The sequence below is a fragment of the Asaia bogorensis genome, from assembly GCF_900465345.1.
In the GTDB taxonomy this organism is placed as follows: domain Bacteria; phylum Pseudomonadota; class Alphaproteobacteria; order Acetobacterales; family Acetobacteraceae; genus Asaia; species Asaia bogorensis_A.
The window spans coordinates 19,453-31,068 of record NZ_UEGO01000016.1; the positions used below are offsets into that span (position 1 = coordinate 19,453).

9 protein-coding genes are annotated in these 11,616 nt (G+C 59.3%); 4 read left to right on the forward strand and 5 right to left on the reverse strand.

Features of this window, described 5'->3' with window-relative positions; genetic code table 11:
* Positions 1–52: 52 nt before the first annotated feature.
* The 3 genes from ED655_RS08265 to ED655_RS08275 are packed head-to-tail and all read right to left on the reverse strand — an operon-like array spanning position 53 to position 2,894.
* Entirely contained in the window at positions 53–823 is a 771-nt protein-coding gene (locus ED655_RS08265) for an SDR family NAD(P)-dependent oxidoreductase (protein WP_122049767.1), read from the reverse strand.
* Positions 820–1,830, reverse strand: coding sequence for an AraC family transcriptional regulator (locus ED655_RS08270; protein WP_122049768.1), 1,011 nt, complete (start codon positions 1,828–1,830; stop codon positions 820–822). The genes ED655_RS08265 and ED655_RS08270 overlap by 4 nt, the downstream gene beginning before the upstream one ends.
* Before the next feature lie 26 nt (positions 1,831–1,856).
* Positions 1,857–2,894, reverse strand: coding sequence for an NAD(P)-dependent alcohol dehydrogenase (locus ED655_RS08275; RefSeq protein WP_122049845.1), 1,038 nt, complete (start codon positions 2,892–2,894; stop codon positions 1,857–1,859).
* A 300-nt stretch (positions 2,895–3,194) separates the two neighbouring features.
* Here ED655_RS08275 and ED655_RS08280 point away from each other — a divergent pair, with 300 nt between their 5' ends.
* Both ED655_RS08280 and crcB read left to right on the forward strand, forming a co-directional pair.
* The gene (locus ED655_RS08280; protein WP_122049769.1) at positions 3,195–4,898 is read left to right on the forward strand and encodes a glycoside hydrolase family 32 protein; all 1,704 of its coding nucleotides are present in this window, start codon (positions 3,195–3,197) and stop codon (positions 4,896–4,898) included.
* Between the two features lie 62 nt (positions 4,899–4,960).
* A complete protein-coding gene (crcB, locus tag ED655_RS08285; protein ID WP_023979964.1) occupies positions 4,961–5,395 on the forward strand; it encodes a fluoride efflux transporter CrcB in 435 nt (144 codons plus the stop codon).
* Between the two features lie 79 nt (positions 5,396–5,474).
* Here the strand turns inward: crcB and ED655_RS08290 are convergent, their stop codons facing one another.
* Entirely contained in the window at positions 5,475–6,932 is a 1,458-nt protein-coding gene (locus ED655_RS08290) for an aminotransferase class V-fold PLP-dependent enzyme (RefSeq protein ID WP_122049770.1), read from the reverse strand.
* Positions 6,933–7,051: 119 nt separating this feature from the next.
* Between ED655_RS08290 and ED655_RS08295 the strand changes: the two genes are divergently transcribed.
* Positions 7,052–7,501, forward strand: coding sequence for an Lrp/AsnC family transcriptional regulator (locus tag ED655_RS08295; protein ID WP_062165155.1), 450 nt, complete (start codon positions 7,052–7,054; stop codon positions 7,499–7,501).
* A 113-nt stretch (positions 7,502–7,614) separates the two neighbouring features.
* On the opposite strand, the gene glgX is transcribed toward ED655_RS08295, so the two are convergent.
* A complete protein-coding gene (gene glgX / locus ED655_RS08300; protein WP_122049771.1) occupies positions 7,615–9,747 on the reverse strand; it encodes a glycogen debranching protein GlgX in 2,133 nt (710 codons plus the stop codon).
* Positions 9,748–9,948: 201 nt separating this feature from the next.
* Between glgX and glgA the strand changes: the two genes are divergently transcribed.
* Positions 9,949–11,592, forward strand: coding sequence for a glycogen synthase GlgA (glgA, locus tag ED655_RS08305; protein ID WP_122049772.1), 1,644 nt, complete (start codon positions 9,949–9,951; stop codon positions 11,590–11,592).
* Positions 11,593–11,616: the final 24 nt, after the last annotated feature.

The window sequence follows — 11,616 nt, forward strand, 5'->3', positions numbered from 1 at the left end:
GGTGCGACGCCCTGACCGGGCTCAACCGGTCGAGGCGACCGGTCCTGTCGGTTCAGATGGCGGTGTAGCCGCCATCGACAAAGATCTCCTGCCCGTTGATCATCCCCGAGGCAGGGGTAGCGAGATAGAGCACCAGGTCGGCCACCTCCTGAGGTGTGGCGACGCGACCCGCGGGAATTTTTTCGAGAAAGCGCTGAAGCTTGTCACCCACACCCCAGACGCGCTCGCCCATGGGCGTCCAGACCACGGTGGGACAGACAGCATTGGACTGGATGTTATGTGGCGCCCATTCTGCGGTCATCACCTTGGTCAGGCCATTCAGACCGGCCTTGGACGCTACATAGGGGCCGTGATCAGTCAGCGCCACGCTGCTGGCCATCGAGCTAATATTGATGATCTTGCCCCCCCCGGCATCGATCATGCCCGGCACCAGCGCCCGCGCCATGAGCCAGGGCGCCCGCAGATTGAGGTTGAGGATCGAATCCCATTCCTCGACGCTCTGCTCGTTGAGCGATTTCGGTATGCTCATCCCGGCATTATTGACGAGGATCGTCGGTATGCCGATTTCGCTGCGCATGCGGGCGGTAGCCTGCTCTGCCGCTCGTGCATCGAGCAGATCGGCTGCAATGGCGAGACAGGTCCTCCCCTGCGCGGTAACGAGCGCGCGCGTCTCATCCAGAAGCGCCTCGTCGCGGGCAATGGCGACAATATCAGCCCCTGCGGCGCTCAGCGTCTCGCAGATCGTGACACCTAGCCCGCGCGAAGCCCCGGTGACGACGGCAACCTTGCCTTTGAGCGAAAAACGGGTGGAGAGATCGGTCATGACAGGCTCATGCCTCCTGCAGGCGACGCGCCCGGCGCGCCAAGGGTACGGGGATGCGCCAAGAGATGAGGCGCGGTGATCTGCTGCGATTGCTGGCGAAACTGACGCGGTGTGCAGCCGCGCAGACTCAGAAACACGCGATTGAAGTTGGAGAGATTGCTGAACCCTGCCTCTCGGCAGATATCAGTCACCGCCATTGAGGTTGTTGCGAGCAGGTGGCAGGCATGACCGATCCGCAGCTTCTGCACAAAGCTCATGAAAGTCTCACCCGTCACCGCGCGAAACTGGCGCGAGAAACCCGAAGGCGTCATGCCGAGGGATGAGGCGATGGTCTCGTGGCGGATTGTAGCGGGATCGGTCGTCAGGAGATGACGCACCAGACGGTTGATGCGCGCAGCACCCGAAACCCCGACCCCACCCGGCAGAGGGCGATCGCGCCCGGTAGACAGACGCCGCCAGGGCGATTGCGACAACGCAAACATAAGGGACACGCAAGAGGCGAGTTTCTGACCCGCGCTTTGCGCACCCATCGCAACGAGCGCCTCGGCATGGGCAAGAGCCTGTACGCCAGTGAATTCCAGCCCATGAACCGCCTCTGCAAGCATGCGCGTCAGCCCTGACAACTCCGGGCAGAGCGCAATCATTCCTTCAATCCAGCTCTGGCTGAACTGAAGCACCACGTCGCGTCCCTGGAGCACTTCGCCTTCGCAAAGGGGACTGAACCACACATGAGGGAGATCCGGCCCGATGAGCACAAGCTGACCCGCTGAAAAAGCACCAATGTAATCGCCAATCATCGCACGGCCTGCGCCGCGTGTGATCAAATGCAGCTCATATTCCGGATGATAGTTCCAGCAGGCAATGGCTGCCGGATAATCATGCTGATGCCAACGGAAACTGCCGGTCTTCTGCTCAGGTATCAACTCCAGAATGGCAGGGTTCTGCACCCCTCGTCCATTCTGCCCAGGAGAGGTATGACCGGTGGAAATACCATTGAGATACGACATGAGACGTGCCTCGCCTGTGCAGAAGATCAGAGGGTGATCTGGAGTTTGACGTCGTCCGGCCTACCATCCGCCGCTCGCTCGAAGGCCGCAATACCTTCGCTAAGCGGATAGCTGCCGGAGATCAGTGGCTTGAGGTCGATACGTCCAGAAGCGATGAGCGCAATGGCACGATCATAGACATGGGCATAGCGAAAGATCGTCTCGATGCTCAGCTCCTTGGCTTGCGCCGCAACGATATCAAGGGCGACCTTCCTGGGAGGCATACCGACCAGTATCAGACGCCCTCCAGGCCGTGTGCAGTCCAGTGCGTCCTGATAGGCTCCCTCGAACCCGCTCGCCTCGAAGGTCACATCCACGCCCCATCCCTCACCGCACTCGGCAGCAATACGCCCGGCCGGTTTCGCCTCGGCCAGATTGATCGGGACGATATTGGCATAGCGTCCGGCGATAGCGAGTTTGGGTGCCGAGAAATCGCTGATGAAAACCCGGCTCGCCCCGGAGGCCAGCGCCGCAAGCGCAGTCATGATTCCGATTGGTCCTGCCCCTGTAACCAGACAGACGTCGCCGGGCTGCAGGCGTGCCTTGACGCAGGCATGAACGCCGACCGCCAGCGGCTCGACCATTGCCCCTTCAGCAAAGCTCACACGATCAGGCAGTTTGTAGGTGTAAGCCGCTGGATGCACGACAGAGGCGGTCAGACAACCATGCACAGGTGGGGTTGCCCAGAAGCGCACGGCAGGGTCGATATTATACTGCCCCAGACGGGAGGCACGCGATTGCGGGTCGGGGATACCCGGCTCCATGCACACACGATCACCGATCTTCAGCCCCGTAACCCGGCTGCCCAGCGCAGTGATTGTCCCCGAGGCCTCATGCCCGAGCACCATGGGCTTGCGCACGACAAACGGCCCGATAGCGCCATGCGTGTAGTAATGCACATCGCTCCCACAGATCCCGACCGTATGGATGGCAATACGCACATCATCAGGGCCAAGCGTGTCATCAAGGGCAATGTCCCGCAGGGACAGTCTGCCACGCTCTTCCAGAACCAGTGCCTGTGCCATCTCGTCATTCCTTGCAGATCCCGACATGCTCCAGCGATACGCGAACATGACAGAACTGTTAGATATAACGACACGATCTCATGAAATAGGTCTGTTCTTCACAAAAAATGATGATTTCTTGCGTGAACAGAACACCACTCCGTGATTTTCGATTTGGGAGTGAGCCTTTGCGAGCTGGCACGGCACTGGAGCGGGGTACTCCGTGGCGACCGCGTTTGGCGCTGGGTCATGGCTGACCTATGCTGATTTCCCATCGGGCTGCGCCCCGGCCTTCCCCCAATGCCGACAGAAAGAGTTCTGATGACCGAGCGTCCCGTTTTCCCCGGAATGAGCCGCCGACGGGCCCTTGCCTCGCTTGCAGCGACCGGTGGTGGCCTGATGGGAGCGGCATTCGCGCAGGCTGCGCCCGGCCCTGTGGCGGTACCCAAGGCACCGGACAAGGAAAGAAAGGCCGAGCCCAACGCCTCGCATCCCTCCCCTGCCGACCAGCCGGGAGCCACCGCCCATCCGGTCATTCGCACGCAAAGCGATGCCCTCTATCGCCCTACGATCCATTTCTCACCCGAGAGCGGTTTCATGAACGACCCCAACGGGCTTGTTCATGATGGGTCGATTTTTCATCTTTATTATCAATATGACCCCTTTGCCCCCTATGCCGGTCACGTGCATTGGGGCCATGCGACGAGCAAGGATCTGCTGTCATGGCAGGATCAGCCGATTGCGCTCAATGAAACGCCTGCTGGCGAGGCCTTTACCGGTTGCGCCGTGCTGGACGCACAGAACAGTTCAGGGCTGTTCAAGGAGGGGCAAGGTGGACTGGTTGCCCTCTACACCCGCGCCACCCCCAGGAAACAGTCACAGTATCTGGCGATCAGTGAGGACGGGGGACAGAGTTTCCATGATATCGCCCAGAATCCGGTGCTCGATATCGGCAGCAACTCATTTCGTGATCCGCAGGTGATCTTTCACGAACCCACCCGGCAATGGGTCATGGTGGTTGCAAAGTCACGCCTGCATCAGATTGCATTCTACGCCTCCATCGACCTCCGGCACTGGGTGCATCTCAGCGATTTTGGTCCGTCCGGCCTGTATGGCGTCGATTATGAATGCCCCAATCTGATCGAGATTCCCGTTGAAGGCGGCGGGTCACGCTGGGTTCTGTTCATCTCGGTCAATCCCGGTGGGCCAACGGGGGGCAGCATCACCCAGTATTTCGTTGGCAGCTTCGATGGCAGTCGCTTCACCCCCGATGACACCGTGATCGGGCTGACGGATTTCGCCAAGGATGCCTATGCCCTTCAGTGTTACCAGAACATGCCAGGCAGGCAGGCCGTCTCCATCGCCTGGCTGGGCAACTGGCAGTACTGTCAGGAACTTCCGACCCAGAGCTGGCGCGGCTGCATGACCCTGCCCCGGCTCATGACACTGCGCCATGACTCAGCCGGCTGGCTGCGCCTCGCCCAAACCCCGAGAGGGCTGGAAACCCTGCGTGAAGCGCCCATCGCTTTCACCTGCCAGCGTCTGGCCGCCGGTGCCAGTGCCTCGGTACCCCTCCCGCAATGCGTGGCGCTCGAACTGGTCCTGAACGCGACCGTTGACCAGATGCCCCCCAATCTGCCGCTGGGGGACAAGGGGCGCACGGGCCGGTTCGTTATCGTGTTCGGCAATGATATGGGCGAAAACCTGACCATCGGTTTTGACGCCTTCAGCGGTCAGCTCTGGATTGACCGAGCCGATCTCAATGGTTTCAAGCAGCCTTTCTTTACCGGGCAGTTCTCAACCCCTCTCAATGCCGATGACCGCCATTTCGACATACGTCTCGTGCTTGATGCCTGCACGCTTGAGGTCTTCGCCAATGGTGGCCTTTCGGTAGGAACTGCCTTGCTCTTTCCGGCCAACCCGCTCAGCTTCCTCAAGCTTGAGGCGACAGGCGCTGGGGCAAGCATCGAGACACTGGGCCTGTACCGGCTCAGGAAGGTCATGCCGCGCGAGACAGCCCTGTAAGCCTCGGCCACCCTATGATAAGGCGGTGATCCCGACGAACCAGACCGGAGCTATTCTCTCTCATGTCCTTCACCGCCTGTCTTTTCGTCATGCTCGGCGGGGCCCTTGGCACGCTGGGGCGCTATCTCGTCTCTGTCGCGACCGCGCCCTATAGCCGCTCCATGCCGTGGGGTACGATCCTGGCCATCAATACGGTCGGGTCGTTCGTCATCGGTTTTTTCGGTACGCTGACGCTCGCCCATGGCCGCTTTCCCGTTTCGGAAAACATGCGGCTCTTTGTCATGGTCGGGATTTGCGGAGGGTACACCACCTTCTCGTCATTCAGCCTCCAGACTCTGGATCTGATGCGTGCCGATGCATGGGGCCGCGCCATGCTCAACATCATTCTTTCAGCCGTGCTCTGCCTTGGCGCGGTATCGCTCGGGCATCATGCCGCCTCGAAGCTCAATGCCGGGGCCTTTCAGATTGCCCAGAACGAGACCGAAGAGGACGCCTGATATCCTGACGGCCATTCCGCCGGGCCAGAGCCTGGCGGGACACAGGGTTTGCCTTATGCGCCCCCGCAGAGGTTGCCCTTCAGGCTGAAAGCGCTTCGAAGCGGGCTGTCTGCTCGTCACAACGATAGATATCGGCCATCGGGTATGGCTGTCGCGCAAGCGTCGCCACCGCGTTGATGACCCGATCCACCTTCTCGTCGCTCATCAGAACGCTGAAGTTCAGCCGGGTCCAGCCGGGCTTTTCGATTTCATGACCCGACAGGATCTCGCGGCGCAGGATTGCCGAGGCAGGCTCATCGATGGAGAGCAGACGATGCGCATAGGGCCCGGCGCAGGCACAGCCGCCACGTGCCTGAATACCGTAGCAATCGGACAGCAAGCGAGTAAAAAGCTGCTGATGGATATGACCGCCGCGCTGATGATCGCGGATGCGCATGGAGAAGATGGGCAGAGCCGGCTTGTCGGCTGAGGCGCCGATCAGTTCGATCTCTGCCACGTCGCCCCATGCCTTCAGCGCCCGCGCGCGCAGTTCGGCATGACGTTCATCCATGAAATCCTGACCGATGGCGTCCTTCACCAGAAATGCCAGCGCCGCCCGGATATCGCCCACCACATTGGGTGTGCCCGCTTCCTCACGGTCGCTCACGCGATCGGAATAATCATGCCCCCAGGGTGAGACAAAACGCACCGTTCCACCACCGGGCAGGCTCGGGCGTGTGATGGCCACAGCGGCGTCACGAACGATCATCACGCCTGAAGCGCCGGGTCCGCCAATGAATTTGTGGGGCGATACGACCACCGCATCAATCTGGGCTGGCGTGCCTGCTGCCATATCGATGGCGAGATACGGCCCGCCGCCTGCATAGTCCCAGACCGAACGCACGCCATGCGCATTGAGCAGGGTCGTGATGGCCGCGACATCGGTCAGGATACCGGTCACATTAGAGGCTGCGGAAAAGGCTGCCACCACCAGTCGTCCCGGGGTGAGGGCTTCCAGCACACGGGTGAGTTCCGCCACATCAGGCCCACCCTGCACGGCCTCGCCAATCTCGATGATTTCCGCCCCGCTTTCGCGCCACGGGAGAATGTTGGAGTGATGCTCGTAAGGCCCGATCAGAACGAGCGGTTTTTTGCCTTCAGCGACGGCCCGTGTAATGCCCATAAGGCTGACGAGACGGTTGATGCCTGACGTCGCACCTGAGCCGGTGAAAACAACGCTGTATGCCTCCGTTGCCTTGCAGAGCCGGGCGATATGAGCGCGCGCCGAGGCACGCAGCCTTGTCATCATGCGCCCGCAATAGGACGCCTGGGTATGACTGTTGGCATAGTAGGGCAGAACCTGCGTAAGGACGAAGCTTTCAACCTGCTGAAGCGCGCGCCCCGAGGCCACGTAATCGGCATAGAGCAGCGGATGATCGCCAAACGGCCCCGGCACAGGCACACCCTCACCAATGACCCCTTTGCGAAGCCCTGCCAGCCCCTCTTCGCCCTTCAGCGAAACGGCAAAATCATCGAGGCAGGTATCGGGGTTCAGCATGGTAAAGGCTCCTGTGGTCGGATGAGCACAGGATAGAGCGATGGAATGGTGGAAAACTCACCCTATTTCATCGCAGATTCTGCTTTCTTTCTATCAAATGATCTGTTTTCCTCGATTTCATGGATCAAATAGACCGCGCTATCGTCCGAGCCCTGCAACAGGATTCATCGCTTTCCCAGCGGGGGCTGGCCGAGAAAGTCGGGTTGTCGCAGAATGCCTGCTGGCGCCGTCTAAATGCGCTCAGAGCCAGCGGTGTGATCGAGGGGGAGACCGTCCGGCTGTCGCAAACGGCCATAGGGCTAGGTGTGACGGTATTCGTGATGGTACGCACACGCTACCACTCACGCGAATGGCTGAGCCAGTTTCGGGAGGCCGTTCTGGCAATACCCAATATCGTGGATTTCCACCGTCTGGCGGGTGATTATGACTACATGCTCAAGGTCGTCGCCAAGGACATGAACGCGTTCGACCGCATCTATCAGATGCTGATCAGCAAGGTGGAGCTGGACACCGTCACCTCCTATCTCTCGATGGAGGCTATCGCCGATAATCGTGACATGCCTGTATGATTGCGCAGGATGGCAAGGCCTTTCGCCACAGCCACGCTGACACATACAAACACTGATGATGGACAGACGCTCCAAGGGCACCGCCCATCATCAGTTTCCAGGCCAGAAAAGGCTCAGCTTGCTTCAGGTTTGGTGATCAGTTCGAACAGAAGAACCGAGCGCCCTGTCACGGTATAAACCTGCTCCTGCTCAAACAGCTCGGATTCCAGCGCCTCGCCGTCATCTGGCCGGTTGGTGTCCAGCAGCAGCTTCCATTCGTCTCCTTCGGCCTTGGGCAACGTGAACTCCACCACATCATGCCAGCTATTGAGGATGAGCAAGAGCGTGGCATCAGCGCCGCGACGCATGATACCGCTGGGCTGGGCCCGACCATCCAGCATGAGCCCGAAGCACTGCGCCAGCGACCATTCATCCTGCTGCATGTCGCCACCGGACGCGCTGATCCAGGTCAGTTCCTTAACGTCGAGTTCAGGATTATAGGCCTCGGTCAGGAACCGGGCGCGACGCAGGATCGGGAAGCGTCGACGAAGCGCGAGAAGTCGCGTGGTGAATTTGGAAAGACAAGCCCCCCCCTCACTGAGACGCCAATCAACCCAGGAGATGTCGTTATTCTGACAATAGGCATTGTTGTTGCCGCCCTGGGTTCTGCCGAACTCATCCCCCGCCACGATCATGGGGGTGCCTTGCGAGAAAATCAGGGTCGCCATCATGTTGCGGCACTGACGCCAGCGCACTTCGTTGATGGCTGCATCATCGGTCTCCCCCTCCACGCCGTAATTGCATGAGCGGTTATCCGACGTGCCGTCCTTGCCGTCCTCTCCATTCGCTTCGTTGTGCTTCTCGTTATACGAGACGCAGTCCCACAGCGTGAAGCCGTCATGAGCCGTAAGGAAATTAACACTGGCCCAGGCCTGACGACCCAGATGGTTGAACAGGTCAGGGCTGCCAAGCAGGCGCGGCGCCAACACATCAGCCTTGGCCTCACCGCGCCAGAAATCGCGCACCGTATCACGGAACTTGTCGTTCCATTCGGCCCAGCCGGGAGGAAACTGGCCGACCTGATACCCGCCAGGACCAATATCCCAGGGCTCGGCGATCATTTTGAGATGGGTTAGGGTCGGGTCCTGCTGGCAAATGCGCAGGAAGCCCGACTGACTGTCGAACCCGTCAACCTCGCGCGCGAGGATGGTGCCAAGATCGAAGCGGAAGCCATCCACACCGATTTCGTTGGCCCAGTAGCGCAGACTATCAACGACAAACTGTAATGATGCAGTTTTCGTCAGGTTGAACGTATTACCCGTACCGGTATCATTAATATAGAATCTCTTATTGTCAGGCATGAGCCTGTAATACGTCGCGTTATCCAGCCCCTTGAAGGAGAGGGTCGGGCCGAGTTCGTTGCCTTCTGCGGTGTGGTTATAAACCACGTCCATGACCACCTCGATGCCCGCCTCGTGGTAGGCGGCGACCATGCGACGCACTTCGGTCAGGGCATCATCCTGATCCGCAGCATAGCGCGTGTCGGGGGCAAAAAAGCCGATCGTGTTGTAGCCCCAGTAATTCGTAAGGCCCTTGTTCACCAGATACTCATCAGCGACGAAGCTCTGGATGGGCAGCAATTCGATTGTCGTGATACCAAGCGATTTCAGGTGCTCGATCACATGGCGATTGGCCAGCCCTGCATAGGTGCCGCGCAGGCGCCGTGGAACGCGAGGATGATTGAGGGTGTAGCCCCGGACATGGGTTTCATACACCACCGTATCTGACCAGCGCGTTCCCAGCGGGCGCAGGTTCTGAGCGGCAGGATCGGTAATCACACATTTCGGGATGTAAGCTGCGCTGTCACGCTCATCGAAGCTCAGATCCTTGTCGGCATGGCCGATCTGGTAGCCGAAGAGCGCGGGATTCCATTCGATCTCGCCAAAATGCTCACGTGCATAGGGGTCGAGGAGGAGCTTGTTCGGGTTGAAGCGATGACCGGCATCGGGCTCGTAAGGGCCATGCACACGCAGGCCGTAGAGCTGCCCGGGACGAAGGTCGGGAATCCAGCCATGAAATACCTGATCAGTATATTCCGGCAGGCGGATCCGGTCTGTTTCCTTCTCGCCGTTCTGGTCGAACAGGCAGATTTCAACTGCCTCAGCATTTGCAGAGAATACTGCGAAATTGACGCCCTTGCCGTCATAGACGGCGCCTCTCTCGGCCGGGCTTCCTTCCTTCAGGCGTTTAGCAAAAGAATCACTCATGGGTTTCTTTCCATCCTGACCCGATAGACCGGCGTTTTTCCTATCTGCACCCGGGTTCGAGGGGCCTAACGCTATGGAACGAGAAAGTGCCGATAACATAAACGCGAGCTATTAACGATTTCTGATGCGGAGCGTTTCATAAGTATTAGCATCCCAAAAGGCTCTGCAATTTCTTCTTCGCCCCACAAAACGAGGCTCGTCATGCCCTCAGAACAGATCGTTGCGCTTCCGACAGATTTGCAGCTGCTTTCTGTCACCGCAGAAATGTTTCCCTTTGTCAAAACGGGAGGTCTGGGGGATGTAGCTGCTTCGCTTCCGACGGCACTGCGTCATCACGGTGTGCGCACACGAACAATCCTGCCCGGCTATCCAGCAGTAATGAGAGCCCTCACGCAGAAAGTGCAGGCCTATGTATTCAACGACATGCTGGGCTATCGCGTAACCCTGTGGGAGGGCACGGCTCAGGGGCAGCATCTTTACGTCATCGATTCAAGTGAACTCTACGATCGTCCGGGGGGGCCATATCTGGGTCCCGATGGGCGGGACTGGTTTGACAACGACATGCGTTTTGCTGTGCTTTCGCGCGTGGCAGCCTGCATCGCCCAAGGGTGCCTTGCGAACTGGCAGCCCGATGTTGTCATGACACATGACTGGCAGGCGGGGTTGGTCAGCGCCTATCTGCGCTATGACAATCTTCGGGCACCCCCTGTTGCGCATGTCATTCACAACATGGCCTTCCAAGGCCTTTTTCCGCGCGAGGTTCTGACACGCATCGGGTTGCCCGACCACGCCTTCAATGTCGATGGCGTCGAATTCTATGGCAAGGTCGGCTATCTCAAGGCTGGTTTGCAGCTTGCTAACAAGCTGATAACGGTGTCACCGACCTACGCAGAAGAGATACAGACGGCCGAGAACGGCATGGGTCTCGAGGGCCTGCTGGGTGCCCGCGCCGCTGACCTTCACGGCATTCTCAATGGTATCGACCTGCATGACTGGAACTCCCTTACCGATCCTGCGGTCATCTTCCCGTATGCAATAGGTGACATTGCAGGTCGCCGCGCCAATAAACGTGTTTTCCAGGCAGAGTTCGGCTTGCCGCAAGATCCCAATGCGATGTTGCTGGGTATTGTCAGCCGCCTCACACGGCAAAAAGGCGTCGATATCCTCGCCGAGATTGCTCCCCGCCTGTTTCAGGCCAACATACAACTCGCCGTAGTTGGTGTCGGCGATAGTGACATCATGCAGAGTTTCCGTTCCCTGCAACTGAGCTATCCGCGCAATCTGGTCTGTCATCTGCGCTATGACGAGGTGCTTGGTCATCGACTTCACTCGGCAGTGGACTCATCACTCATTCCATCGCGCTTCGAGCCCTGCGGCCTCACACAGCTTCATGCATTGCGTTATGGCTCCGTGCCGATTGCTGCACGGGTAGGTGGGCTGACCGATACCATTGTCGACGCCAATGCGGCTGCCATCGAGGAAGGTGTAGCGAACGGTATCCTCTTCTCCCCGACTAAGGGTGATGCACTTTATCGGGCCATCCGTCATGCGCAGAAATTATACAGGCAAAAGTCGGTATGGGCGCGCCTGCAGCGTAATGGCTCGCTGCATGATGTCTCCTGGCATGGGAAAGCCGCCCATTATGCGCGTCTCCTGCTGGAGATGGCGGGCCGCGCACCCGCCAGATCGATTGGAGAAGGCGAGATCGCGCCACGACTGAGTGATATCGGCGCGCCCTCTGCTCCCAACAGCGCCTTCACCCGTACAGCCAGAATGCCGCAGAGCCGGCCACGCAATCCCGGACTTGGGCGTACCGATCTCCCGCGCTTCGGCACTGGCCTCTGAGCTACCCCGCCTGCACTCTCTCCC

Bases quoted from the DNA above. Each gene is read 5' to 3' on its own strand.
- ED655_RS08265 (WP_122049767.1), bottom strand. From the start codon at position 823: ATGACCGATCTCTCCACCCGTTTTTCGCTCAAAGGCAAGGTTGCCGTC.
- ED655_RS08270 (WP_122049768.1), bottom strand. From the start codon at position 1,830: ATGTCGTATCTCAATGGTATTTCCACCGGTCATACCTCTCCTGGGCAG.
- ED655_RS08275 (WP_122049845.1), bottom strand. From the start codon at position 2,894: ATGGCACAGGCACTGGTTCTGGAAGAGCGTGGCAGACTGTCCCTGCGG.
- ED655_RS08280 (WP_122049769.1), top strand. From the start codon at position 3,195: ATGACCGAGCGTCCCGTTTTCCCCGGAATGAGCCGCCGACGGGCCCTT.
- crcB (WP_023979964.1), top strand. From the start codon at position 4,961: ATGTCCTTCACCGCCTGTCTTTTCGTCATGCTCGGCGGGGCCCTTGGC.
- ED655_RS08290 (WP_122049770.1), bottom strand. From the start codon at position 6,932: ATGCTGAACCCCGATACCTGCCTCGATGATTTTGCCGTTTCGCTGAAG.
- ED655_RS08295 (WP_062165155.1), top strand. From the start codon at position 7,052: ATGGATCAAATAGACCGCGCTATCGTCCGAGCCCTGCAACAGGATTCA.
- glgX (WP_122049771.1), bottom strand. From the start codon at position 9,747: ATGAGTGATTCTTTTGCTAAACGCCTGAAGGAAGGAAGCCCGGCCGAG.
- glgA (WP_122049772.1), top strand. From the start codon at position 9,949: ATGCCCTCAGAACAGATCGTTGCGCTTCCGACAGATTTGCAGCTGCTT.